Annotated in this window: 26 protein-coding genes and 1 tRNA gene; 6 read left to right on the top strand and 21 right to left on the bottom strand. The window is 62.0% G+C overall.

The genetic code is table 11. The features are described 5' to 3' along the window. Nucleotides 1–60: 60 nt before the first annotated feature. The 6 genes from ACF8EF_RS13115 to queA all read right to left on the bottom strand — a co-directional run bounded on the left by ACF8EF_RS13115 (nt 61) and on the right by queA (nt 6,125). Complete coding sequence (locus tag ACF8EF_RS13115) at nt 61–603, bottom strand: glycine zipper 2TM domain-containing protein (RefSeq protein WP_010952063.1); 543 nt, start codon at nt 601–603, stop codon at nt 61–63. 119 nt (nt 604–722) lie between these two features. After that, entirely contained in the window at nt 723–1,631 is a 909-nt protein-coding gene (gene secF / locus ACF8EF_RS13120) for a protein translocase subunit SecF (protein WP_176685528.1), read from the bottom strand. 10 nt (nt 1,632–1,641) lie between these two features. After that, nucleotides 1,642–3,504 (bottom strand): protein translocase subunit SecD, encoded by a 1,863-nt coding sequence (secD, locus tag ACF8EF_RS13125; RefSeq protein ID WP_209967932.1) that lies wholly within the window; start codon nt 3,502–3,504, stop codon nt 1,642–1,644. A 63-nt stretch (nt 3,505–3,567) separates the two neighbouring features. Continuing rightward, complete coding sequence (gene yajC / locus ACF8EF_RS13130) at nt 3,568–3,903, bottom strand: preprotein translocase subunit YajC (protein ID WP_003248556.1); 336 nt, start codon at nt 3,901–3,903, stop codon at nt 3,568–3,570. 42 nt (nt 3,904–3,945) lie between these two features. Then, complete coding sequence (gene tgt / locus ACF8EF_RS13135; protein WP_014589748.1) at nt 3,946–5,061, bottom strand: tRNA guanosine(34) transglycosylase Tgt; 1,116 nt, start codon at nt 5,059–5,061, stop codon at nt 3,946–3,948. A gap of 14 nt (nt 5,062–5,075) precedes the next feature. Continuing rightward, nucleotides 5,076–6,125 carry a tRNA preQ1(34) S-adenosylmethionine ribosyltransferase-isomerase QueA gene (queA, locus tag ACF8EF_RS13140; protein ID WP_021781763.1) on the bottom strand — a complete coding sequence of 350 codons (1,050 nt, stop codon included), beginning with the start codon at nt 6,123–6,125 and terminating at the stop codon, nt 5,076–5,078. A gap of 105 nt (nt 6,126–6,230) precedes the next feature. Here queA and ACF8EF_RS13145 point away from each other — a divergent pair. The 3 genes from ACF8EF_RS13145 to ACF8EF_RS13155 all read left to right on the top strand — a co-directional run bounded on the left by ACF8EF_RS13145 (nt 6,231) and on the right by ACF8EF_RS13155 (nt 7,856). Next, nucleotides 6,231–6,315: transfer RNA gene (locus ACF8EF_RS13145), tRNA-Leu, on the top strand. A gap of 261 nt (nt 6,316–6,576) precedes the next feature. After that, the gene (locus tag ACF8EF_RS13150; protein WP_176685539.1) at nt 6,577–7,224 is read left to right on the top strand and encodes a trypsin-like peptidase domain-containing protein; all 648 of its coding nucleotides are present in this window, start codon (nt 6,577–6,579) and stop codon (nt 7,222–7,224) included. 152 nt (nt 7,225–7,376) lie between these two features. Further along, the gene (locus tag ACF8EF_RS13155; protein ID WP_392461260.1) at nt 7,377–7,856 is read left to right on the top strand and encodes a GNAT family N-acetyltransferase; all 480 of its coding nucleotides are present in this window, start codon (nt 7,377–7,379) and stop codon (nt 7,854–7,856) included. A gap of 10 nt (nt 7,857–7,866) precedes the next feature. Here the strand turns inward: ACF8EF_RS13155 and ACF8EF_RS13160 are convergent, their stop codons facing one another. Both ACF8EF_RS13160 and ACF8EF_RS13165 read right to left on the bottom strand, forming a co-directional pair. Next, nucleotides 7,867–8,163 carry an addiction module antidote protein gene (locus ACF8EF_RS13160; protein ID WP_176685525.1) on the bottom strand — a complete coding sequence of 99 codons (297 nt, stop codon included), beginning with the start codon at nt 8,161–8,163 and terminating at the stop codon, nt 7,867–7,869. After that, a complete protein-coding gene (locus ACF8EF_RS13165; protein WP_339535445.1) occupies nt 8,160–8,396 on the bottom strand; it encodes a type II toxin-antitoxin system RelE/ParE family toxin in 237 nt (78 codons plus the stop codon). The genes ACF8EF_RS13160 and ACF8EF_RS13165 overlap by 4 nt, the downstream gene beginning before the upstream one ends. 279 nt (nt 8,397–8,675) lie before the next feature. On the opposite strand from ACF8EF_RS13165, the gene ACF8EF_RS13170 reads away from it, so the two are divergent. After that, entirely contained in the window at nt 8,676–9,569 is an 894-nt protein-coding gene (locus ACF8EF_RS13170) for a bestrophin family ion channel (RefSeq protein ID WP_176685524.1), read from the top strand. A gap of 37 nt (nt 9,570–9,606) precedes the next feature. Here the strand turns inward: ACF8EF_RS13170 and phnE are convergent, their stop codons facing one another. From phnE to ACF8EF_RS13190, 4 genes are read right to left on the bottom strand one after another with little or no spacing between them, the layout of a single operon-like run. After that, a complete protein-coding gene (phnE, locus tag ACF8EF_RS13175) occupies nt 9,607–10,374 on the bottom strand; it encodes a phosphonate ABC transporter, permease protein PhnE (protein WP_176685523.1) in 768 nt (255 codons plus the stop codon). Further along, nucleotides 10,371–11,198, bottom strand: a complete 828-nt coding sequence (locus ACF8EF_RS13180; protein WP_176685522.1) for an ABC transporter permease — start codon at nt 11,196–11,198, stop codon at nt 10,371–10,373. Before ACF8EF_RS13180 ends, phnE begins: the two co-directional genes overlap by 4 nt. Continuing rightward, nucleotides 11,192–12,001 carry an ATP-binding cassette domain-containing protein gene (locus ACF8EF_RS13185; RefSeq protein WP_176685521.1) on the bottom strand — a complete coding sequence of 270 codons (810 nt, stop codon included), beginning with the start codon at nt 11,999–12,001 and terminating at the stop codon, nt 11,192–11,194. The genes ACF8EF_RS13180 and ACF8EF_RS13185 overlap by 7 nt, the downstream gene beginning before the upstream one ends. After that, nucleotides 11,998–12,852 carry a putative selenate ABC transporter substrate-binding protein gene (locus tag ACF8EF_RS13190; RefSeq protein ID WP_176685520.1) on the bottom strand — a complete coding sequence of 285 codons (855 nt, stop codon included), beginning with the start codon at nt 12,850–12,852 and terminating at the stop codon, nt 11,998–12,000. Before ACF8EF_RS13190 ends, ACF8EF_RS13185 begins: the two co-directional genes overlap by 4 nt. Before the next feature lie 126 nt (nt 12,853–12,978). Here ACF8EF_RS13190 and selD point away from each other — a divergent pair, with 126 nt between their 5' ends. After that, nucleotides 12,979–14,013, top strand: a complete 1,035-nt coding sequence (selD, locus tag ACF8EF_RS13195) for a selenide, water dikinase SelD (RefSeq protein ID WP_392461261.1) — start codon at nt 12,979–12,981, stop codon at nt 14,011–14,013. Further along, nucleotides 14,013–15,125, top strand: coding sequence for a tRNA 2-selenouridine(34) synthase MnmH (gene mnmH, locus ACF8EF_RS13200; RefSeq protein WP_176685518.1), 1,113 nt, complete (start codon nt 14,013–14,015; stop codon nt 15,123–15,125). The genes selD and mnmH overlap by 1 nt, the downstream gene beginning before the upstream one ends. 135 nt (nt 15,126–15,260) lie before the next feature. Here mnmH and ACF8EF_RS13205 read toward each other — a convergent pair whose 3' ends face one another. The 9 genes from ACF8EF_RS13205 to alaC all read right to left on the bottom strand — a co-directional run bounded on the left by ACF8EF_RS13205 (nt 15,261) and on the right by alaC (nt 24,253). After that, nucleotides 15,261–15,647 carry a lysozyme inhibitor LprI family protein gene (locus tag ACF8EF_RS13205; protein WP_392461262.1) on the bottom strand — a complete coding sequence of 129 codons (387 nt, stop codon included), beginning with the start codon at nt 15,645–15,647 and terminating at the stop codon, nt 15,261–15,263. A 20-nt stretch (nt 15,648–15,667) separates the two neighbouring features. Continuing rightward, entirely contained in the window at nt 15,668–16,207 is a 540-nt protein-coding gene (locus ACF8EF_RS13210) for a hypothetical protein (protein ID WP_176685516.1), read from the bottom strand. Nucleotides 16,208–16,274: 67 nt separating this feature from the next. Beyond that, nucleotides 16,275–18,800 carry a TonB-dependent siderophore receptor gene (locus tag ACF8EF_RS13215; protein ID WP_392461263.1) on the bottom strand — a complete coding sequence of 842 codons (2,526 nt, stop codon included), beginning with the start codon at nt 18,798–18,800 and terminating at the stop codon, nt 16,275–16,277. 76 nt (nt 18,801–18,876) lie between these two features. Then, nucleotides 18,877–19,848 (bottom strand): FecR family protein, encoded by a 972-nt coding sequence (locus ACF8EF_RS13220; RefSeq protein WP_392461264.1) that lies wholly within the window; start codon nt 19,846–19,848, stop codon nt 18,877–18,879. Further along, nucleotides 19,845–20,372, bottom strand: a complete 528-nt coding sequence (locus tag ACF8EF_RS13225; protein ID WP_012051229.1) for a sigma-70 family RNA polymerase sigma factor — start codon at nt 20,370–20,372, stop codon at nt 19,845–19,847. Before ACF8EF_RS13225 ends, ACF8EF_RS13220 begins: the two co-directional genes overlap by 4 nt. A 56-nt stretch (nt 20,373–20,428) precedes the next feature. Next, nucleotides 20,429–20,992 (bottom strand): GNAT family N-acetyltransferase, encoded by a 564-nt coding sequence (locus tag ACF8EF_RS13230; protein WP_176685513.1) that lies wholly within the window; start codon nt 20,990–20,992, stop codon nt 20,429–20,431. 267 nt (nt 20,993–21,259) lie between these two features. Next, entirely contained in the window at nt 21,260–21,643 is a 384-nt protein-coding gene (locus tag ACF8EF_RS13235) for a YkgJ family cysteine cluster protein (protein WP_016393961.1), read from the bottom strand. A 160-nt stretch (nt 21,644–21,803) separates the two neighbouring features. After that, complete coding sequence (locus tag ACF8EF_RS13240; RefSeq protein WP_176685512.1) at nt 21,804–22,931, bottom strand: hypothetical protein; 1,128 nt, start codon at nt 22,929–22,931, stop codon at nt 21,804–21,806. 113 nt (nt 22,932–23,044) lie between these two features. Then, a complete protein-coding gene (alaC, locus tag ACF8EF_RS13245) occupies nt 23,045–24,253 on the bottom strand; it encodes an alanine transaminase (protein ID WP_021781745.1) in 1,209 nt (402 codons plus the stop codon). Between the last annotated feature and the right edge of the window lie 169 nt (nt 24,254–24,422).

Consider the following 24,422-nt stretch of genomic DNA (forward strand, 5'->3'; position numbering starts at 1 on the left):
GATCGCATGCCCCTGTAGGAGCGGGTTTACCCGCGAAGAGGCCCGTACAGACAACGCAAATTACTGCCCAGCCTCGCTCAGGATCAACTTGCCATTCTTGTCCAACGGAATGGTCGACCCCGGTTCGCGATCCATCTTCACCTTGCCTACCTGATCACCGATGGAATAGGTCACGTTGTAGCCCACTACCTTCTCGCTGATGTCGTTGACCGTGTTGCAGCGGGTTTGCGTGGTTGTGTAGGTATCACGCTCCTGCATGCCTTCCTGCACCTTGTTACCCGCATAACCACCACCGACCGCACCGGCCACCGTGGCAATCTTCTTGCCGGTACCGCCACCAATCTGGTTACCCAACAGACCACCTGCCAACGCACCGACTACGGTACCGGCAATCTGGTGTTGATCCTTGACCGGCGCCTGCCGCGTCACAGTCACGTCCTTGCAAACTTCACGCGGGGTTTTCACCTGCTGCTTGATCGGCTGCACGTCAGTCACCTGGGCGACTTCAGGGCCTTTGTTCACCAAGCTGTAGGTCGCCACAGCACCTCCGGCAGTTACACCGACAGCACCCAGCACCGCACCCACCAGCATTGATTTATTCACGTGAACCTCCTGATCGTACCAGCGGGCATGAACCCGCGCTTCTCCCAGCCTTGGAGCAAAAAAAAAGGCGCGAGTTCAACACTCGCGCCTTTTCACCGCCAGGCGGCGCAGCGAAGAACTTACGGACGATCGTCCACACCCTCGGCCTTGACCGGCGGAATGAGATCTTCGCTGCTCAGGTTCAGCCAGATCAGTACCACGTTGGCGATATAGATCGACGAGTAAGTACCGGCCATGACACCAATGAACAGTGCCAGTGAGAACCCGAACAGGTTGTCACCCCCGAAGAACAGCAACGAGGCGATGGCCAACAGGGTCGAAACCGAAGTGGCGACGGTACGCAGCAGGGTCTGGGTGGTGGAAATGTTGATGTTCTCGATCAACGAGGCCTTGCGCATCACGCGGAAGTTCTCGCGCACCCGGTCGAACACGACAATGGTGTCGTTCAGCGAGTAACCGATGATCGCCAGTACCGCCGCCAGCACCGTCAGGTCAAAGGTGATCTGGAAGAACGACAGGATACCCAGCGTTACCACCACGTCGTGGATCAGCGAAACGATCGCCCCCACGGCGAACTTCCACTGGAAGCGGAACGCCAGGTAGATGAGGATGCCGCCCAGGGCCAGAAGCATGCCCAAGCCGCCCTGGTCACGCAGCTCTTCACCCACTTGCGGGCCGACGAACTCGACACGCTTGACCTTGGCCGGGTTGTCGCCGCCAACCTTTTGCAAGGCTTCGGCCACCTTGTTACCCAGCATCGGGTCGTCGCCCGGCATGCGTACCAACAGGTCGGTGGTAGCGCCGAAGCTCTGAACCACGGCTTCGTGGAAGCCGGAATTGACCAGCTCGGCACGCACAGCCTTGACGTCGGCCGGGCGTTCGTAGGTCAACTCGATCAGCGTGCCCCCGGTGAAGTCCAGCCCGAGGTTCAGGCCCTTTTGCCACCAACTGAACAGCGCCAGCACGGTGAGGAGCACGGTGACGGCGAACGCGACTTTGCGCACACCCATGAAATTGATGGTTTTCATCGCAGCTCCCTCAAACCCACAGCTTCTTGATGTCACGCCCGCCACAGGTCAGGTTGACCAATGCACGGGTCACCATGATGGCAGTGAACATCGAGGTGAAAATCCCGAGGGACATGGTGACAGCAAAGCCTTTGACCGGGCCGGTACCCATGGCGAACAGGATGCCGCCGACCAACAGAGTGGTCAGGTTGGCGTCGACGATTGCCGAGTAGGCGCGATTGAAGCCTTCGTGAATGGCGCGCTGCACCGACATGCCAGCAGCGATCTCTTCGCGAATACGCGAGAAGATCAGCACGTTGGCGTCCACCGCCATACCCATGGTCAATACGATGCCAGCGATGCCCGGCAGGGTCAGGGTCGCCCCCAGCAGCGACATCAACGCCAGCAGCAGCACCATGTTGCCCGCCAGGGCGATGGTGGCCAGCACGCCGAAGGCGCGGTAGATGGCAATGATGAACAGAGAGACAAACAACATGCCCCACAGCGAGGCGTCGATACCCTTGGTGATGTTGTCGGCACCCAGGCTTGGGCCAATGGTACGCTCTTCAGCGAAGTACATCGGGGCGGCCAGGCCACCGGCACGCAGCAGCAGTGCCAGCTCCGACGATTCGCCCTGACCGTTCAGGCCGGTGATGCGGAACTGGCTGCCCAGTGGCGACTGGATGGTCGCCAGGCTGATGATTTTCTTCTCTTCCACAAAACTTTGTACGGCAACGTCCTTCTCGACGCCACCGACAGTCTGCTTGACGTAGCGGGTCACCGGCTTCTGCTCGATGAAGATCACCGCCATGCTACGGCCGACGTTGCTACGGGTAGCACGACTCATCAGCTCGCCACCGTGACCATCCAGGCGGATGTTCACCTGCGGGCTACCATGCTCGTCAAAACTGGCCTGGGCGTCGGTAACCTGGTCACCGGTGATGATCAGGCCACGCTCGACGGCAGCGGAGCGGCCGCCTTCACGGAACTCGAACACCTCGGTGGTGGCCTTGGACGCGCCCGGCTCGGCACCGAAGCGGAACTCAAGGTTGGCCGTTTTACCAAGGATACGCTTGGCTTCGGCAGTGTCCTGCACACCTGGCAGTTCGACCACGATACGGTTGGCGCCCTGGCGCTGTACCAGCGGCTCGGCCACACCCAGTTCGTTCACGCGGTTGCGCACGGTGGTGAGGTTCTGCTTGATCGAGTATTCGCGGATCTCGGCGACTTTCGCCTGGGTCAGCGCCAGACGCAGCACCGCAAGCTCGTTGCGCTCGGTGGTGGTCAGGTCGAAATCATTGAAATTCTTGCGGATCAGGGCACGTGCCTGTTCGCGGGCAGTATCGTCAGCGAAGCCCAGCATGATGCCGCCATCCTGCTGAGGCAGGCTGCGGTAGCGGATGCGCTCTTTGCGCAGCAAGGTCTTGACCTCGCCTTCGTAGACTTTCATGCGGGCAGTCATGGCCTTGTCCATGTCCACTTCCAGCAGGAAGTGCACACCACCGGACAGGTCCAGGCCCAGTTTCATCGGGCTTGCGCCCAGGTTGCGCAGCCATTGCGGGGTAGTCTGAGCCAGGTTCAGGGCCACGACGTAATCATCGCCCAGTGCCTTGCGCACTACATCCTTGGCTGGCAGCTGGTCTTCCTGATTGGTCAGGCGGATCAGCCCGCTACCCTTTTCACCCAGGCTTGCGCCCTTTACAGCGATCTTGGCATCGACCAGCGCCTTGCTGACGCGATCGAGGTCGGCCTGATTCACCTGCAGCGCCGAACTGGCACCGCTGATCTGTACCGCCGGGTCATCCGGGTAGAGGTTGGGAGCGGAATAAATGAAACCGACCACCAGTACCAGCACGATCAGTGCATATTTCCACAGAGGATATTTGTTCAGCATCACGCCGCCCGTTCAAGACGCGGGGCGCGTTGCGCGCCCCGACTGGAAAATAAAACCGGTAACTCAGATAGCCTTGAGCGTACCTTTTGGCAGGGTCGCAGCAATGGCACCCTTCTGGAACTTCAGTTCGACAGTGTCGGATACTTCCAGCACCACGAAATCATCGGAAACCTTGACGATCTTGCCGGCGATGCCGCCGTTGGTGACAACTTCATCACCTTTCTGCAAGTTGCTCAGCAGGTTCTTCTGCTCTTTCGCGCGTTTGGCCTGCGGGCGCCAGATCATCAGGTAGAAGATGACCAGGAAACCGACCAGGAAAATCCACTCGAAGCCGGTACCGGCTGGGCCAGCGGCAGGTGCTGCAGCGTCCGCGTATGCGGCGGGGATGAAGAAGCTCATTGGGCACTCCTAATGTAATTTTCTAATAATGGATGCGGACAGTCAGTCCAAGGGCGGTACAGGAAGCCCGCGCTTGGCGTAGAAGGCGTCGACAAAGGCGGCCAATTTACCCTGTTGAATAGCCTCGCGTAAACCGGCCATCAAGCGCTGATAATGGCGCAAGTTGTGGATGGTATTCAGCATGCTGCTCAGCATTTCGCCGCATTTGTCCAGATGATGGAGATAGGCGCGCGAGAAGTTGGTGCAGGTATAGCAGTCACAGGTCGGGTCCAGCGGCGATTCATCGTGACGATGGAACGCGTTGCGGATCTTGATCACCCCTGTATCGACGAACAGATGACCGTTGCGCGCGTTACGCGTCGGCATCACGCAGTCGAACATGTCGACGCCGCGGCGCACACCCTCAACGAGATCTTCCGGTTTGCCTACCCCCATAAGGTAACGAGGTTTGTCAGCAGGCATCTGGCCCGGCAGGTAATCCAGCACCTTGATCATTTCGTGCTTGGGCTCGCCCACCGACAGGCCGCCGATGGCCAGGCCATCGAAACCGATATTCTCCAGGCCTTCCAGCGAGCGCATGCGCAGGTCCTGGTACATGCCACCCTGGACAATGCCGAACAGCGCGGCGGTGTTGTCGGCGTGGGCGTTCTTCGAGCGCTGGGCCCAGCGCAGCGACAGCTCCATGGAAGTGCGTGCCACATCGTGCTCGGCCGGGTACGGGGTGCACTCGTCGAAGATCATTACCACGTCCGAGCCCAGGTCACGCTGCACCTGCATCGACTCTTCCGGGCCCATGAACACCTTCGAGCCATCGACTGGCGAGGCGAAGGTCACGCCCTCTTCCTTGATCTTGCGCATGGCACCCAGGCTGAACACCTGGAAACCACCGGAGTCGGTGAGGATCGGGCCTTTCCACTGCATGAAATCGTGCAGACCGTTGTGCTTCTTGATCACCTCGGTGCCCGGACGCAGCCACAGGTGGAAGGTGTTGCCAAGGATCATCTCGGCGCCGATGGCCTCGATATCGCGTGGCAGCATGCCCTTGACCGTGCCATAGGTACCCACTGGCATGAATGCCGGGGTTTCCACGGTGCCACGTGGGAAGGTGATGCGACCACGACGGGCCTTGCCGTCGGTGGCCAGCAGTTCGAAGGACATTCGACAGGTGCGACTCATGCTTGATCCTCGGGCCCGCGTGGCGCCGGATTGCGGGTGATGAACATGGCATCACCGTAACTGAAGAAGCGGTACCCGTGCTCGACCGCCGCTGCATAGGCAGCCATGGTCTCGGGGTAGCCGGCGAAAGCCGAGACCAGCATCAGCAGCGTGGACTCCGGCAGATGGAAGTTGGTGACCAGGGCATCGACCACATGGAACGGGCGGCCCGGGTAGATGAAGATGTCGGTGTCGCCACTGAAGGCCTTGAGCACGCCATCACGCGCGGCGCTTTCCAGCGAACGCACACTGGTGGTGCCAACCGCGATCACCCGACCACCACGGGCCCGGCAGGCCTCGATGGCATCGACCACGTCCTGGCCCACTTCGAGCCACTCTTTATGCATGTGGTGGTCTTCGATCTTGTCGACCCGCACCGGCTGGAAGGTGCCGGCGCCCACATGCAGGGTGACGAAGGCGCGTTCGACACCCTTGGCTGCGATCTTTTCCAGCAGCGCCTCGTCAAAGTGCAGGCCCGCAGTAGGCGCGGCGACCGCACCGGCGCGCTGGGCGTACACGGTCTGGTAGCGCTCACGGTCGGCGCCCTCGTCCGGGCGGTCGATATAGGGCGGCAACGGCATATGGCCGACACGGTCGAGCAACGGCAGCACCTCTTCGGTGAAGCGAAGCTCGAACAGCGTGTCATGACGCGCGACCATTTCGGCCTCGCCACCGCCATCGATGAGGATGACCGCGCCTACCTTGGGCGCCTTGCTGGCGCGCACATGGGCCAGCACCCGGTGGCTGTCGAGCACGCGTTCGACCAGTACCTCCAGCTTGCCGCCGGAGGCTTTCTGGCCAAACAACCGCGCCGGGATCACCCGGGTGTTGTTGAACACCATCAAGTCGCCGGGGCGCAGATAGTCGAGCAAGTCGGGGAATTGCCGGTGCGCCAGCGCGCCGGTAGGCCCATCGAGCACCAGCAGACGGCTGCCATGGCGCTCGGCCAACGGGTGGCGGGCGATCAGGGAATCAGGGAGTTCGAAGGAAAAATCGGCGACGCGCATGATGATGTTCGGTTCGGCAGGGCCGGGAAGTTTAGCCCAATGTGTGAAAATTGACCATGAAAGCCGATTGACCGACCAGCGGCACCTCTTTATACTGCGCGCCACGCCCTGATGGCGGAATTGGTAGACGCGGCGGATTCAAAATCCGTTTTCGAAAGGAGTGGGAGTTCGAGTCTCCCTCGGGGCACCAAATCCGGAAAAAACCGACCTTACGGTCGGTTTTTTTGTGCCTGCGATTCACGCCCGTCATTGACGCCGCCCCCCTGACTCCCACGCCTCCCCCCATACCTGCATTCTATTGGCCGCGCCTTGCACTAGCACTTAAGCTGTCATTCGTCAGATATATTCCGAAAGTATTGTTAGAGTAATGGCACTTCGCCATAGTGGCGCCCCCCTTTCTCCACGCAATGTGTGTCCCATGAAAACAATCGCGCCCTGCATGGCGGCAATGATGCTGCTCAGTGGGTGCAATGGAGTGCCAACGTCGTACGTTTCAGATCCCGTCTACAGCCAGGCGTTCGTGGTTACCTCAGGTGCCCCGCTGCCCATGTTGCTGATGGCCAGCGCCATCCAGTGGAACGAGGATTACGCTGTAACCGCCAAACACACCCCCTTCCTGCGCAACGTGGTCCACGAGGGCCTCGGTGACGTAGTGTTCTTCAAGCACAAAGCCAGCAGCGTGCCGCACTGGCGCCAGTACGTGCCTGGGGAAGCCGTGACGGCGGTGGGCTTCAACAGTTTCATGATGCCGATGCAGGGCAAGGGCCATGCCCTGTCGTCGCTGGTACGGCTTGAAGGTACGCCTGGCAGTGTCTTCTACTCAGTACATGACGGCCCGATCACCAAGGGCATGTCGGGTGGGCCTGTGTTTGCCGATGACGGCAAGGTGGTAGGCATCAACGTTGCCATCATTCCCACCAGCGAGATCGACGCCGGCAAGCGCCCGGACCTGGCCGGTAAGGATCGCATCAGCGTATTCATGTCATTCAACGAGATCGACAAGGAATGGCGGCGCTATCAGTACCTGTTGGCGCACAAGGCCAAGCCGAGGGCGCCGGCTGCGGTCAAAGGCTACGTGGCGGTGGCCGCCAAGCCGTGAATCGGGGCGCGGTGTTGGATGGAAAGCGGCCTATGATGTGAGGCTGATGGCCTCTTCGCGGGTAAACCCGCTCCCACAGGGCCTGCACAGGATTTGAGCCTTGTGCAGTACCCGCGGAGAGGCCCTGCCAGCCAACGCGAGAAGGACCTGCCATGCACCTGACCCACCGCCCCATCCGGCCAGAAGACATCCCCGTTATCTGCAGCTTCCCGCAGAGCCCGGACGAACTGTTCTACATGTTCCCCAAAGCCACCTACCCCCTCACCCCCAAGCAGCTGAGCGACGCCATAGCCCAACGCAGCGGCTCCACGGTAGTGGAAGGTAACGGCGCTGTCCTGGCCTTCGCCAATTTCTACAAAGCCGAACATGGCGGCCTATGTGCCCTGGGCAACGTAGTGGTGGCCCCCAGCGCCCGCGGCCTTGGTGTAGCGCGTTATCTGGTAACGGCCATGATCGACCTCGCCCGCCAGCAGTACAGCGCCCGGGAGGTTTGGGTGTCATGCTTCAATCACAACACCGCCGGCCTGCTGCTTTATCCACAGCTGGGCTTCACACCGTTCGGCATAGAGGAGCGGCAGGCGTGGGACGGCACGCGGGTAGCGTTGGTGCAGATGAAGCAAATACTGGCTTAACCGAGCTGGATCAGCGGGTCATTACATGCGGCTGAACGAGAAGGTCCACCCCCAGAGCACGAATGACCCTCAATACAGTGTCAAAACGAGGCTTCGCGCCAGGGCTCAGCGCCTTGTACAGGCTTTCTCTACCCAGCCCACTCTCCGTAGCAATATGTGTCATGCCCCGTGCACGAGCGATATGGCCAAGTGCTCGAATGATTTCCTCGGTATCGCCATCTGATAGCACCTGGCTAAGGTATTCACTGATTGCCTCATCGCTGCTCAACAAGGCTGCCATATCAAACGGGATCAATTTTTCGCTCATTTCATCTCCTTCAGCAGCTTTCTGGCTTTGAGGATGTCGGCGGCCTGGGTGGACTTGTCGCCGCCGACCAGCAGTAAAACCAACCTCTGCCCCTTTTGCGTGAAATAGACGCGATAACCGGCAGCTATGTCGATGCGAAGCTCACCAATACCGCCTCCAAGCCACTTGAAGTCACCAAGATTGCCCGCCGCTGCTCGCTCCAGCCTACGACCTATCGCCAGCCTGGCCCTCAAATCTCTCAAGCTCGATAGCCAAGCGGCAAAGCTTTCCTCTGTTCAACGAGAAACATCAAGTGGTCACCCAGTCGTGTCCTTATGGATACACCCATTCAAGGATTGAAGCGGCCCACTCTGTCGTTTTTGAGCTGAATCAGGAATTCAGGCACATCTGATAGGCTGGTCGGATTTTCCCCTTCGTTTCAACTACAAAATCCCTTGCAACATTCAACCCTCGAACCTTCGACGAGCCTCGGCGTCCCATCCTGCATCCCCCGCGTTTCGAGGTGCCCCCGCGTGAAAGACGTCATCGCCCGCAAGTACCGCCTGGTGGTGAAGACCATCGGCTATATCGGCTGGTCGCTGTTCTGGCTGCTGATCTGGGATGTGCTGGTCACCCTCGATTTCATGCTGTTCTTGAACAGCAAGTTCACCCTGCCACTGATCCCGCTGACCTTGCTGGGCTCAGCCCTGGTGGTGCTGGTGAGTTTTCGCAACAGCAGCGCCTACAACCGCTGGTGGGAGGCTCGCACCCTGTGGGGGGCGCTGGTGAACAGTTCGCGCAGCTTCGCCCGGCAGACGCTGACGCTGATCGATGACCCGGATGACGGCCTGAACCCGGTCAAGGCCACCCTGCTGCGCCGGCATATCGCCTATGTGAACTGCCTGGCGGCGCACTTGAAAGGCGAAAGCTGCCCGGAGGAACTGATGGCCTTCATCCCCCCGGCGGAGTTCGAACGGCGCAACCGCTCGAACAATTTCGCCAATGACATCCTCAGTGGCTCTGCGGCCTTGCTCGCGCGGGAGTACCAGGCCGGGCGGCTGGACAGCATTCGCCTGGCGCGACTGGAGTCGACGCTGGTAGACCTGTCTAACGCCCAGGGTGGCATGGAGCGGATTGCCAATACGCCGCTGCCCTACCCCTATGTGTATTTCCCACGGCTGTTCATCACGCTGTTCTGCCTGATCGTGCCGGTGGGGCTGGTGGAGTCGCTGGGCTGGTTCACGCCGCTGGCGTCGACGGTGGTAGGGTTCATGTTGCTGGCTATCGAGCGCATCGGCACGGATTTGCAGAGCCCGTTCAGGTTCAGCGAGCATCAGATCCAGATGGATACCATCTGCGAGACGATCGAGCGCAACCTGGAGTCGATGCAGCGGGAGGCGCAGTGTGCCGAGGCCGTAAGCGTCTGAGAGATTTTTGGGGATGCCTTGCAACCCCGCCTACCCATCAGGCCCGTACATAACGCTGACGCAATACATCACTCAACAGATCCACGAACAACACCAACACCAACATACCGATGATCACCGTGCTGGCCTGGGCCTCCTGGAACAGGCTCAAGGTGGTGTACAGCATCTGCCCCAACCCACCCGCCCCGACGAACCCGAGCACGCTGGCCATGCGGATGTTGTTCTCCCAGCGGTACAAGCTGTAGGCCAGTAACTGCGGCCACAGGTTGGGCAGGGTGCCAAAGCAGAACGCCGCCACCTGGCTGCCCCCCTGCAAACGGATCGCCGCCGCCGGCTCGGGCGGGGCGTTCTCAAGCGCCTCGGCAAACAGCCGCCCCAGCACGCCAGCGGTGTGCAACGCCAAAGCCAGGGTACCGGCATTCGGCCCGAGCCCGGCCGCCAGCACAGTCAGCGCTGCCCACACCAGTTCAGGAATGGCACGCAAGGCATTCAGCAGCAGACGCGCCGCCCCTTGCAACGGCCAACCGAAGCGGCCCGCCGCCGGCAGTGCCAGCAACATTCCCAATACCATTGCCAACAAGGTGCCCATGCCAGACATGGCCAGGGTTTCCAGCGCCCCGCGCCACACTGCCTTGAGGTGGCCGGTAGACAGATCCGGCTGCAAGAAGCGCCCGGCGTACTCGCCCATCTGCCCCAGCCCGCCATTGCCGACCAGTGCGTGCAAGTCCAGTTCCAGGTATGCGAACGAGGCCGCCACCGCTACCGCGAGGGAGCCCAGCAGCAGCAGGTTGATTACCCGGTTCATGCCAGCCTCCAGCGCAGCAGGCGGCTGAGCAGGTCGGCCAGGATCACCAGCAGCAGGAACGTCAACAGCATGCTTGCAACTTGCGCACCCGCAAACATGCGCATCGACAGGTCGATCTGCTGGCCAAGCCCGCCAGCACCGACGAAGCCCATCACCACCGAAGCCCGCACCGCGCACTCCCAGCGGTAGACGGTGTACGACACCACTTCGCTGGCGGCATTGGGCAGGATGCCGTAGAAAAACGCCGCCAGCCGGCCACTGCCCGCCTGCAACAAGGCATGCGCCGGGCGCTGGTCGACCGACTCGAAGATTTCGGCGTAAACCTTGCCGAGCATGCCACTGTAGGTGATGGCGATAGCCAGTACGCCCGCCGTCGGCCCCAGCCCCACGGCGCGCACGAACAGCAACGCCCAGACGATCTCCGGCACGCTACGCAGGAAAATCAGCAGCCCGCGCACCGGCAGGCGCAACAGTCGCGACCACAACCCGGCCCGCCCGCCGCGTGAAGCAGCACGCAAGGACAAGGCACGGCTGGCCAGCAAGCCAGCCGGGATCGCCAACAACAACGCCAGCGCCATGCCGGCAGTCGCCACGGCCAGGGTCTGCAAGGTGGCCTCATACAATAGAGCAAGAAAATCGGCATCATGTGCCGGCGGCCAGAAGGCGCTGGTGAAGCTGGCAATCTGCTGACGGTTGTCCGCCTGCAGCAGCACCCCAGGGTTCAGTTCGCTTGACTGGATAGCCGGCCACAGTATTGCCACCGCCAACAGGGCCAGCAGCAACCGCGGCAGCAGGGCCGGGTCGCGGGCGTCGGCCTTCAGCATCGCGGAATCTGCACGGTCAGGGCCGGCCCCTGGGTGGGCGGCGGAGCCAGTTGTTCGTTGGCATATAGCGCGTCCAGCAGTTGCTCGGTGACCACTTCGGCCGGGCAGTCGAACACAACCTGCCCTTCCCGAATACCAATCACCCGCGGAAAATGCGCCAGCGCCAGCTCTACAGCGTGCAGGCTCGCCACCAACGTCACGCCAGTGGCTTGGGCATGGCGATTGAGCAAGGCGAGGCTGTGGTCAGCCAACACCGGGTCCATGGCCGATACCGGTTCGTCGGTCAGCAGCACCTGCGGCCGCTGGTACAACGCCCGAGCAATGCCCACCCGCTGCAACTGGCCACCGGACAACTGCCCACACTGCACGAACAGCTTGTCGGCCAGGCCCAGTTCGGCCAACGCCTCGCGCGCCCCCGGCACATCGCTGGGACACAGCAGGTTGAGCAAACTGCGCAGCGTACCCCACTGCCCCAGACGACCCGCCAGCACTGCGGTCACCACCCGCTGACGCGGTGGCAAAGGCGGCGACTGATGCACCAGGCCAACCCTCGCGCGCAGGCGCTGGCGTGCCCTTGCCGACAGTGCCCAAGGCTGCTCGCCAAGCAACTCAAGGCGCCCACTGCTGGGCTGAACGGCCGTGGCCATCAGGTGCAGCAAGCTGGACTTGCCCGCTCCCGACGGCCCGATGATGGCCACACGCTCGCCCTGCGCGATACGCAGGCTCACCGCATCAAGCGCGCGTACCTGGCCATGGCGCAGGCTGGCACCGTGCAGATGGATTGCCACATTCGAAGCTGTCACTTGAGCAGGCCGGCCTCGCGTGCAGCTTGTTCGGTGCCCTTGTAGTTCTCAGGCTTGGTCTCGATGAAACGGCTGGCGGCCTGCAGGTCAAGGATGGCCTTGTGCTCCGGATTGGTCGGGTCAAGGTCCAGGAAGGCTTTCTTGATTTTCTGTTTCAACGCCGGGTCCATGTTGCCGCGCACGGTCCAGTTGTAGTCGAAGTAGGTCGGGGTGGTGGCGAACACCTTCACCTTGGTGGTATCGACCTTGCCGGCATCCACCAGCTTCTGCCACACGCTGGCGTTCAGCACGCCACCCTCGACCTTGCCAGCCTGCACCCAGGCCACGGTGGCATCGTGGGCGCCGGAATAGGCCACGCGACTGAAGTAATCTTCAGGCTTGATATTGTCCTGCTTGAGCATGAAGTAACGCGGCATCAGGCTGCCCGAAGTAGACGAAATGGAACCGAAGGCAAACGACTTGCCCTTCAGATCGCTCAGGCTTTTCACGTCGGGGTTGGCGGTGATGAACTTGGACGTGAACTGTGCGTCCTGCTCACGCTGTACCAGTGGCGTGGCGGTCGGGTCCTTCAGGTGCACCTGAACGAACGTGAAGCCCCCCAGCCAGGCCAGGTCGAGGCGGTCTGCGGCCAGCGACTCGACCACCGCCGGGTAGTCGGCCACGGGTACGAACTTCACCTCCATGCCCAGTTGCTTGGCCAGGTACTCACCCAAAGGCTTGAACTTGCGCTGCAGTTCGGTCGGCGCTTCGTCGGGGATGGCGCTGACCCGCAGGATTTCGGCGGCCTGAACGACAACAGCACAGCAAGACAGCACGAGGCCGGCGGCGAGCGCCAAGGGGCGTTTGAGCATGGGTGTTCTCCGGTTCAATAGCGGGGAAGTGCCGACACATTTGCCGGCACCGGGAATTATAAGAGGCAAGGGCCCAAAGGCCAGCTTTGCTACAATCGCGCAACAATTTGACCTGCAGAGGTGCATATGAGCGAGCCGATTCGCCTGACCCAGTACAGCCATGGCGCCGGCTGTGGTTGCAAGATATCCCCCAAGGTGCTGGACGTGATCCTCGCCGAAAGCGGCACCCAGGCCCTGGACCCGAAACTGTGGGTCGGCAATGCCTCACGCGACGATGCAGCAGTGTACGCGCTGGACGACGAGCGCGGCGTGGTTTCGACCACCGACTTCTTCATGCCGATCGTCGATGATCCTTACGACTTCGGCCGCATTGCCGCCACCAACGCCATCAGCGACATCTATGCCATGGGCGGCGACCCGTTGATGGCCATCGCCATCCTTGGCTGGCCGGTCAACGTGCTGCCACCGGAAGTCGCCCGCGAAGTCATCCGCGGCGGCCGTGCGGTATGCGCCGAAGCCGGTATCCCGCTGGCCGGCGGCCACTCGATCGACGCGCCCGAGCCAATCTTTGGCCTGGCCGTCACCGGCGTGGTCAATAAACGTCATCTCAAACGCAACGACACCGCCAGCGCAGGCTGCCAGCTGTACCTGACCAAGCCCCTGGGCATCGGCATCCTCACCACTGCCGAGAAAAAGGCCAAGCTGCGCGCGCAGGACCAGGGCCTGGCCCGCGACTGGATGTGCACCCTCAACACGCCCGGCAGCCGCTTCGGCAAGCTGAACGGGGTCAAGGCCATGACCGACGTCACCGGCTTCGGCCTGCTCGGCCACCTGGTCGAGCTGGCCGAAGGCAGCGGCCTCACCGCGCACCTGGACTACGCCGCCGTGCCACGCCTGCCTAGCGTCGACCACTACCTGGCCGAGGGCTGCATCCCCGGTGGAACCCTGCGCAACTACGACAGCTACGGGCACAAGATCGGCGCCCTGAGCGACGACCAGAAGCACCTGCTGTGCGATCCGCAGACCAGCGGTGGCTTGCTGGTAGCTGTTGCCCCGGAGGGTGAAGCCGAGTTCCTCACCGTGGCTGCCGAACTGGGCCTGAAACTGTCCCCGATCGGCAAGCTGGTCGAGCGACAGAGCCATGCGGTCGAGGTGATCTGATGCGCCCCGACTGCACCGACTTCCGTCAGCTGTTCCTCGACGACGTGCCGATGATGGACATGCGCGCCCCCGTCGAATTCGCTAAAGGCGCCTTCCCTGGCGTGGTAAACCTGCCGCTGATGAACGACCAGGAGCGGCAGAAGGTCGGCACCTGCTACAAGCAACAGGGCCAGGCCGCCGCCATCGCCCTGGGCCACCAGTTGGTCAGTGGCGCCACCAAACAGGCCCGTCTGGAGGCCTGGGCGGCGTTTGCCAAAACCCACCCTGAGGGTTACCTGTACTGTTTCCGTGGCGGCCTGCGTTCGCAGATCGTGCAGGGCTGGCTGCGCGATGAGGCGGGTATTCAGTACCCGCGTGTCAAAGGCGGCTACAAGGCCATGCGTACCTTCCTGCTGGAGACCACCCAGCAAGCGGTGGAGCAATGTGATTTCGTACTGGTCGGTGGCCTGACCGGTACCGGCAAGACCGATGTCCTGCACCAACTGGACAACGTGCTCGACCTTGAAGGCCACGCCAACCATCGCGGCTCCAGTTTCGGCAAGCGCGCCACTGCGCAACCGGCGCAGATCGACTTTGAAAACCAGCTGGCAATCGACGTGCTGAAAAAGCGCGACCGCGGTATCGAGCAGTTCGTGCTGGAAGATGAAGGCCGCATTGTCGGCAGTTGCACGGTGCCACTGGAGTTGTACCAAGGCATGCAGCATTACCCCCTGGTGTGGCTTGAAGACAGCTTCACCAACCGCGTGGAGCGCATCCTGCGCGACTACGTGGTCAACCTGAGCGCCGAGTTCAAGGCCGTGCATGGCGAGGAAGACGGTCCCCGGTTGTTTGCCGAGCGCATGCTGCAGAGCATGGCCAATATCTACAAGCGTTTAGGTGGAGAGCGCCATCAGCGCTTGTCCGAGATGCTGCGCGAAGCCTTGCAAGAGCAGCGGCGCAGCGGCGCGGTAGACCTGCACCGGGGCTGGATCGAAGGCTTGCTGAACGAGTACTACGACCCGATGTATGCCTACCAGCGCGCAGCCAAGGCCGAGCGCATCGAGTTTGCCGGGGATGCCGTGGAAGTACGCGAGTACCTCAAGGCCCGGGCGCTGCGCCAACCGCGCAAATAGAACCAGCACCTTGCAGTCCCCTGTAGGAGCGGGTTTACCCGCGAAGACGGCAACGCGGTGCATGACACCGGCAAAGCCGGTGTTCGCGGCTAAACCCGCGCCTGCAAATGTGGGCCAATCATGCCCGAACAGGCGCTACTGCCCAGGGCTAAGCACCCGCTCCAGCTCCGCCGCGCGGGCGCGGGTCATGTCCATCATGCAGGTGCCACCTTCCAACTGCGCCAGGGTCCCGCCACTGGCCTGTACATGGAACTGGCAATTGCCATCACGGTAAGTCAGCCACTTGCGTTGCACATCCCTCAGGCTCTTCTGCTGCCCGGCATCCAGCTTGCCCATCAATTGCTTGTACACCCGGTTCAACCGCTGGTCCTGCACTTGCGTTTCAGCCCCGATGCACGCGTTCATGGCCACGGTGCTGGAAGCCTTGTCCATGCACTGCCCATAGGCCGCCGTGTAATCGTCCGCCATCGCTACCGGTAGCACGCAGGCCAGTGCCAGGCCGGCCAGGTAATGCTTGATCATGCTAACCCTCCTTGTGGGTTTCAAAGCGTCTGCGGCTGCTCCGGGGGCATCAACACCTTGCCTGGCTCGAAGCGCAGCGATGGCATTTGCGTCGCTGCATACAACGTTACCCCCAGGGCCGCAATCAAGGCGACATCAAGCCAGTTCCAGCCTGGCACGTCGTCAGCCCTTCGCGCCCTCCAGCAAAACCAGGCTTGCCCAAGGCAAAACACCACCATCGCCGCCAGCCACAGGTAGAAGCCTGCACCAAAGCCGGTAAGGTCATGAAACTCGTAGCTGCGATTATCCGGCAAGCGGTCGATGCCAAAACTGCTGGCAGCCAGATACGCCGCGCCAAGCCCGGCCAGCAAGGCCAGCCGGCGAAACCGCCGATGGGCAAGGATGGCCAGGGCCAGCAGTGGGTTGGCGAACCATTGGTACAAGCCGAATGGCATACCCCATGGCCCGTACAGCAGCATCTGCAGGGCCGGCATGTGACGCTCGCCGCCCATCAGCGCACCATCGAAGAACAGGGCGAGCAGATACAGCAGCAGGCTGATACTCAGGTAGAAAACGGGCAAAGGGGATTCCTGAGAGAAACGGGACAGCCTACGACCTTAACCCAGGCCCTGCCCCGCTTCCAAACCCTCAATAGGTGCCGCGCAGGGTCACCATGAAGTTGCGTGGCTCACCATAGTAGTTGCCATAGGTCGAAGTACCCACGGTTTCGTAGTACTTCTTGTCGAACAGGTTGTTGCCGTTGAGCGTGACGTTCCAGTGATCATCGACACGGTATTCGACCAATGCGTTCCAGATCGCATAGCCGCTCTGGTCGAAGTCGAACGGTACGTTTCGCTCAACCAGCGCGCCGCTGCTGTCGTAGCGATTCACTGTACCGCTCATGTACGTGGCGCTTTGCACCTGCACGCCGCCGCCGACCTTGAAGTCGCTGAGGATACCCGGCAGCCGGTAGGTGCTGTACAGCTTGAACAGGTGCTTTGGCATCACCGTGCTCAGCGGTGCATCGGCGCTGCGGTTGCGGTTCAGGTTGAAGGTGTAGCCCCCCACCAGCATCCAGTCCGGCAGCAGCTCGCCAGACAGCTCCATGTCGATGCCCTTGCTCACCACCTTACCGTTGGACACATAGCAGCAGCTGCCCGAGAAGCCGGCGCTGGTGGCCAGGAAGTTCGGGTCTTGCACCGCTTCGTTTTCGCGGGTGCTGTAGTACAGCGCCACGCTGGCGTTGAGTGCGCCGTTGAACAACTCACCCTTGAGGCCGGTTTCGTAGGTTTTGCCGGTCATGGGCTCAAGCGGCGAACCGCTTTGCGCAGGGCCGCTGATTCGGCTGGACTGCGGTTTGTAGATTTCCGAATAGCTGACGTATGTCGACCATTGATCGTCAAGGTCGTAGACCAGGCCACCGAACGGGGTGACCTTGGTGCCTATACGCTGCTCCGGACTGGAGATACTTGCTGGCGAGGTCAGGTTGTTGGTGTAGGTCTGCCAAAAGTGGAATCGCTGTGCACGCGCCCCGACAATCAGGTGCAGGGGTTCGGCCAGCTGCAAACGCAGGCTGCCGTACAGGCCGTACTGGCGTTGCGAGTTGGGGCTGTAGTCGCGCTTGTAGTCACGCCCGTTGCCGGGGTCGTCGAACGCCGAGCTGTCGGGGTCGAACACGTTGGCCGGCGCGCCCGATGCGGCATAAGGCGCAGTGCCCAGCCACCGGCTGTCGATCTTCTGGTAGTCGGCACCGAAGACCACTTCATGGTCCAGACCAAAGGCCTGGAAGTGGCCAGAGACGTTACCGTCATACAGGTGCTGCTCGTTCTCCTGGCGGGTCGAGGTGCCGTACCAGGTCGCCCCGGTATTGGTCACCGGGTCTACTGCATTCAGGGTGGTCGCCGTCTTGAACAGCCCAAGGTCCCAAGTGTTGGTGTAGCTGAGGTTGAGCTTCCAGTCGTCGTTGAATCGGTGGTCCACCTTGGCGAAGTACTCGCGTGCGGTGGCGTCGAGGTAGGCCCAATTCTTGGTCAGGCCGGTATGCCGTGGCAGGTTCAGGTCAGCACCATTGCTGTAGCGCGGCACCGCGCTGTTGCTGCCGGTTTCGTGGGACTTGTTGTAGCGAGCACCGAAGGTGAGCATGGTGTCGTCCGTAACGTCCGCCTCCAGCACGCCATACACCAACGGCCGCTCGGTGGCGCGGTTGTCGGTGAAATACTGGCGATCGGTGTTGGACATCACCAGGCGACCGCGCAGGCGGCCATCCCAGCCCAGCGGGCCGGACAGGTCGAACTCCTGGCGATAGTTGTCCCAGCTACCGGCCGACAGGGTCAGCTTCAGCTGGTTAAAAGAAGTTGGCCGCTTGCGCACCATGTTGATGATGCCACCCGGGTCACCCGAGCCACCATACAACGCAGCAGTACCGCGCAGCACCTCGATGTGGTCGAACTCGGCCAGTTCGAAGATGTTCGACGAATAGAACGAACCCATGGCAGTGCCCAGCGCCTGCGGTGCAGCGCCGTCGATCTGCAGGTTCTGGATGCTGAAACCACGCGAGAGGAAGTCCTGGGTGCGGAAGGTGGTGCTCTGGGTGACGATGCCCGGCGTCACTTGCATCGCCTGGTTGATGTCGGTCAGTTGCTGGTCTTCAATCAGCTGGCGAGTCACGGTCGACACCGATTGCGGCGTCTGGCGCAGGCTGGTCGGGGTCTTGGAGCCAACGCTGATCAGGCCCGGCGCGTAGGAGCCGGTGTTCTCGGTACTCTGGCCCATGCCCTGCCCGGCTACTGTGGTCACGCCGAGTTCCATCGCGTCACTGCTCACCGCCGCTTGCGGCTCGGCCACCAGCCGGTAGCCGTTATCGCTACGCTCTACCCGGTAACCACTGCCGGCCAGCAGCACGGCAAAACCGCTGTCCACCGAATACAGGCCATGCAGGCCTTTGCTTTGCAGGCCGGCCAGTGCTTCGGGTGTGAAGGCCAGCGACACGGCGGCTTGCTGGGCATAGCTACCAAGCGCCTGGGCCAGGTTGCCGGCGGGCACTTCGAAGCTACGGCGGGCGGCCTCCTCGGCGACGGCCGGCAGGGCCGCAACGGATAGGGCCAAACCGGCACAGGAAAGGCGCAAGGCCAGGGCTAGCGGGCTGAGGACGGGGTGGCCAGGGAATCGGCGCATGGTGGATCGGCTCCTTGTTCTTGATCGGTTGGCCTCTTGTCTGACGGGCCACTGCGCAGAAGCGGAACCACCTGGGTCAATTTTCTTGTGAGACGGGCTCGACCGTGGTCCACCAGCGGCCAACGCCGCCGATACGAATCGGCAGTGCCTCGGCCAGCAGGCGCAGGGCCCGCTCGCTGTCATCCAGAGGCAGTACCGCCGACACCTTGATCGCCCGCATTGCCTGGCGGTCGAAGCGCAGCACGCCACGGCGTTGCTCGGCCAGGGCATCGAGCACCTGGTCGAGCGGTACGCCGTCGGCCACCAACTGGTGATGCTGCCAAGCCCGATCGACCCGCGTCGGGTCGATCGCCGGCAACGGACCAAGCCCGTCACGCGCCACCCATGCCCGCTCGCCCTGGCCGACGACCAACTGATCGCCGGACACGGCACTGCGCGCCTCGACCCGGGACTCAAGCATGGTCAGTTCGCTGCGGGCACGGCCTTGGCTGACCACGAAACGCGTACCCAGGGCCTTGAAGCTGCCTTCGTCGGTCTGTATCACGAATGGTCGCGTCGGGTCATGGCTGACATCCACCAGCACCTGTCCATGCAGCAGGCGGATGCGCCGCTGGCCAGTGCTGAACTCCACATCCACGGCAGAGTTGCCCGCCAAGGTCAGCTGCGAGCCATCTTCCAGGGTTTGGCTGCGCCACTCGGCCGGCGCGGTATGCAAGTCGGCCAGCCAGTCGCGCGGCGTACCACCGGAAAGGCTCAGTGCGCCCAGCAAGGAGATTGCCAGGGCCACACCGAGCAAAGTGTGCCGTGCGCCCGAGCCTGGAGTCGAAACCCGTACGCCGGCGCGCAGCCCGGCACCCACCGGGCCGCGTTGCTCGCGCAGTGCCTGCACCTGGCTGATCACCCCTTGCATGCGGCGCAAGGTGGCGCCGTGGCGTGGGTCGGCCTGCAGCCAGGCGTCGAACTCACGCGCCTCGTCGGCATCCAGCTCGCCCTCGCCCAGGCACAGGGCCCATTCGGCAGCTTCCTGTTCGATACGCGAGGGGTTCACGGTTCAGCAATGTCCAGCGTGCGGTGGCAATGGATCAGGGCCTGGGCCAGGTACTTGCGCACCATGCGTGGGGAAATCTGCAGGCGTTTGGCAATCTGCGGCTGGGTCAGGTCGTCCAGGTAGTAACCGACGAAAGCCTCGCGGGCATTCACGTGCAGGCCTTCCAGCAGGAAAGCGATCTGCTCCAGCGCTTCGAGGGTGATGAGGATGCTTTCGGGAGACTGGTGCCCCTCCAGCGCCTCGGCAGCCAAGGCAAGTTCGCTGAGATAGGCCTCTTCGATTTGCTGTCGACGCACCCGGTCGATCAACAGGCGGCGTGCAGTGGTACTGAGGTAGGCGCGTGGCTCGCGCATGCCCAGCAAGGCATCACGCGAGGCCAGGATGCGCACGAAGGTGTCCTGGGCGAGGTCGGCTGCGCTGTGCGAGCAGCGCAGCTTGCGACGTAGCCAGCTAAATAGCCAGCCATGGTGCTCACTGTAAAGCTGTTCAAGCGGGTACGGGCTCGGTGAGTCGGCTACGGGCATGGGGCACCGGGACACAAGTGAGAATTGTTCCCGAATAGTAGCTATTCGCCGTAAGCCTATGCAACAGGTGGTTCGAGCAACAAGCCGTAGATGCCAGAGTCGGACAGCTCACCTGCCACGCACCAGCGCGCTCGCAACGTGCCCTCCAGCACGAAGCCCTGGCGCTCAAGGGTGCGTGCCGAGCCTTGGTTGCGCGGATCGATTTCGCCTTCCAGGCGACGCATGTGCAGGGTGTGGGCGAGGTAGTCGATGAAGCAGGTCAGTGCTTCGTCCATGTAGCCCCTGCCCTGCATGGCGCTGGCCAGGCAGTAGCCGATTTCGCCACGGCGGGAAATATCGTCGATGTTGAACAGCTGGACCATGCCGATCAGTTCGCCGTTGTCGCGGCGGTACATGCCGAGCTTGAGCTGATCGCCATTGGCATAGGCTTCGCGGTCGGCGGCCAGGGCGCTTTCGGCCTCGGCCAGGTCCTGCCAGGGTGCATGGTGCCAATAGCGCATGACCTCGGGATCGGCCATGATCGCCAGCCACTGCGCGGCATCGGCATGGCGCATGGGGCGCAATTGCAGGCGCGGGCTGTCGAGGCAGAGGTCACTGGGGAAACTGCGGGGTGGGGTCACACCGGATCTCCTGTCCATTGCTGGGGAGATGACAGTTTAACGTCATGTGCTGGGTTCAGGCATCTCGGGGCTGCTTTGCAGCCCGTCGTCGGCAGGTTCACCACAGACCAGTAGCCTTGCACGATACCTGTAGGAGCGGCCTTGTGTCGCGAAAGGGCCGCAAAGCGGCCCCGGCATTATTTGCATCGACGCTGAAACCCCGGGGCTACTGTGCAGCCCTTTCGCGACACAAGGCCCCACATTGACCGCGTCAGGCCGATCGATACTTCACGCCACCTCAGCCCCATCATCCGGCCAATGCGGCTCGTTCGCCCCCGGCGGAGTCAACGGTGGCAGCCCATACGCCGCCCGCGCATCATCGCAGCTCGGGTTATGAACCCCACCCTCCCAGGACGCCTCGAACTCGCGGCAAGGACTGGAACGGTTGGCGTAAATGGTACAGGCCACTTCCTTTCCGATCTCGCCCTGAAGGCTGACACAGCGGCAAGGCTTGGCATCGGTGCCGATCATGGCAACGCGGGTGGGGTTGATCTGCACCACCAGGTCGTCCGGCACAAGGCCCCCGGCAGACTGGCATTCGCCCCAGAAGAAGGACACACGGAAGTACCCGCAGCAGGCGCCGCAGTCAAGGCAAGGGTTATATTCAGACATGATGTCACGGAGGGAAGGTTGTTGTTATCGGGGCTGGCCCGCGGCGCCATTTTTAATCCAAGCGGGGGCCGCTGGATAGAGGGGGAATGAAAAAAAAATCACCGCTGATCCGGCCGCTGAACAAGGACGACCAATGCCTTCGCTGGTCGCCCCCTTGCAGTTAGCAGATGGGCTGATAAGTTTCAGCATCCCAGCGTTGCAAACCAAGGCCTGCGCTCGGCTCGTAGCCACCTCCCTGCACCTTGCTGAACTGCGTCTGCACGTCGCCACAATGCACCAGACGATCGCTTTCATCGCCCTCGGTGAGCACCGTGTAGGACTCACTACGCATCGCTTGGTACTGCCTGTCGGCAGCCGCCATGACCTGGTGATAGTTCATCAACTGGCTGCTGCTCAAGGCCAAGCGTTTCTCCAGTTGCACGCCCCAGCGGGTCAGGCAAACCTCGGCAAAGTGGCGAACGACCAGCCCGGGTTCGGCCAGCACCTTGCCATCGCCTGCGCCATCAGCCGAGGCGTTGCCTACCAGCGTGGCATGACGGCCCGGTATCGGATAAACGCATATCCGCGTCCCTTTGGCGACCGAAGGGATCACGCAGGCAAAACCTTTGGAGCGCTCATCCCTCGAGTAGAAGCCTACGTATTCTTTGACGTTATCCGCCAACGTTACGCGCTCGGCTTGCACGTTACCGACCCCAGGCACCGGGTCGATGGCAAATATGTTCACCGGTATGCCCCGCAATACCGGGTCTTGCGCCATGGCATTGGCCAGCATGTGGCAACTGATCCCTCCCCTGCTCCAGCCCACCAGGTTGACCTGGGTTGGCAGGCGCGGTTTGCGGAACATGCTGATGATGCGCTCCTGCAGTTCCTGCGGGGTTGGGTGGCGATCGCCGTAGTCGTAGGTTCGCCAGAACCATGAGGCGGAGGAAGCAACATCCGGAATCGGCACGCCGGCAGCTTTCAGCCGCTCGTATTCTTGCTCACTGAGTTTGGTGCGCCGCCAGTTGCTTTCGCCCTTGATGACCTGCAGTACATGGCTGACGTTCTCCTCCCAACCGCGACCAAACAGCTGGCCGGTCCAGTTGAAGTAGCCGCCGGGTTCGACGAACAGGTTGTCATCCTGAAGGTTGCCGCTGCCTGGGCCGTCGACGGCGATCCAGTGGGCAAATTCCCGGCTCTGGTCGTTGCTGGCCAGGGTCGAGACCAGCTCGCCATTCCAGAAGTTGGGATTGGCATCGTCGAAACGGTGCGAGCCAGTGCCGCAGAAGTAGGCGGTGAAGACACTCATGGGGGATCTCTTTGGTGAGAAATGAGTGCTGAAGGTAGGCGTACGGGTAACCAGAAGGCAGGCGGAAAGCTCACCCAAGAGGCAGATGGGGCTGCTTCGCAGCCCCAATGGGCTTACTTGCGAGCCAAACCGTCAGCCCGGAACATTTGCCGGATTCCGCGGATGGCCTGGCGAATACGGTCCTGGTTCTCGATCAGAGCAAAGCGCACATGGTCGTCCCCATAGTCACCAAAACCGATCCCCGGCGACACACAAACCTTGGCCTCGGCCAGCAGCTTCTTGGAGAACTCCAGCGAACCCAGATGCGCATACTCCGGCGGGATCTTCGCCCACACGTACATCGACGCCTTGGGGTTCTCGACCATCCAGCCCAGTTCGTGCAGCCCTTTGACCAGCAGGTTGCGGCGCTGGCGATACTGCTCGGCAATGTCGCGGACGCACTGCTGGTCGCCTTCCAGCGCGGCAATGGCCGCGACCTGTAGCGGGGTGAAGGTGCCGTAGTCGTGGTAGCTCTTGATCCGCGCCAGGGCGCTGACCAGCTCAGGGTTGCCGACCATGAAGCCGATGCGCCAGCCGGCCATGTTGTAGCTCTTGGACAGGGTAAAGAACTCCACCGCAATGTCCTTGGCCCCCGGGACCTGCATGATCGACGGGGCTTTCCAGCCATCGTAGACGATGTCGGCATAGGCCAGGTCATGCACCACCAGCACGTCGTACTGCTTGGCCAGGGCCACCACTCGCTCGAAGAAGTCCAGTTCCACGCACTGGGCGGTGGGGTTGGACGGGAAGCCGAGGATCATCATCTTAGGCTTGGGGATGGACTCGCGGATGGCCCGCTCAAGCTCGTTGAAGAAGTCCACACCCGGTACCAGCGGCACCGAACGCACCTGGGCACCGGCGATCACTGCGCCGTAGATGTGGATCGGGTAGCTGGGGTTAGGCACCAGCACTGTGTCGCCCTGGTCGAGGGTGGCCAGCATCAGGTGGGCCAGGCCCTCTTTCGAGCCGATGGTAACGATGGCTTCGCTTTCCGGGTCGATGTCGACCTCGTAGCGGTCCTTGTACCAGTTGGAGATGGCCCGGCGCAGGCGCGGGATGCCGCGAGAGGTGGAGTAGCCGTGGGTGTCTTCACGCTGGGCGACCTGTACCAGCTTCTCGACGATGTGCGGCGGGGTGGCGCCATCGGGGTTGCCCATGCTCAGGTCGATGATGTCCTCGCCACGACGGCGGGCAGCCATCTTGAGCTCGGCGGTGATGTTGAAGACGTAGGGGGGGAGACGATCGATGCGCGCAAAGCGGCGCGGCGAACCTGGGTTGGCCATGGCTTCCTCTGAGTACGTAAGCGCCCGGAACCGTCCGAGCGACGCTGGCCGATGTGGCGGCCTGGATCAGAAGATAGTGCTGAAACAGGATACCTGTAAAGGATAATTTCCTGTTTTTTTAGAACTTTTCAGATCTATTGTTTGAAAATCAGAGATTTATATTTTCCTG

Origin of the sequence: Pseudomonas sp. zjy_15 (genome assembly GCF_043101865.1) — a bacterium.
GTDB classification, from domain to species: Bacteria; Pseudomonadota; Gammaproteobacteria; order Pseudomonadales; family Pseudomonadaceae; genus Aquipseudomonas; species Aquipseudomonas putida_Y.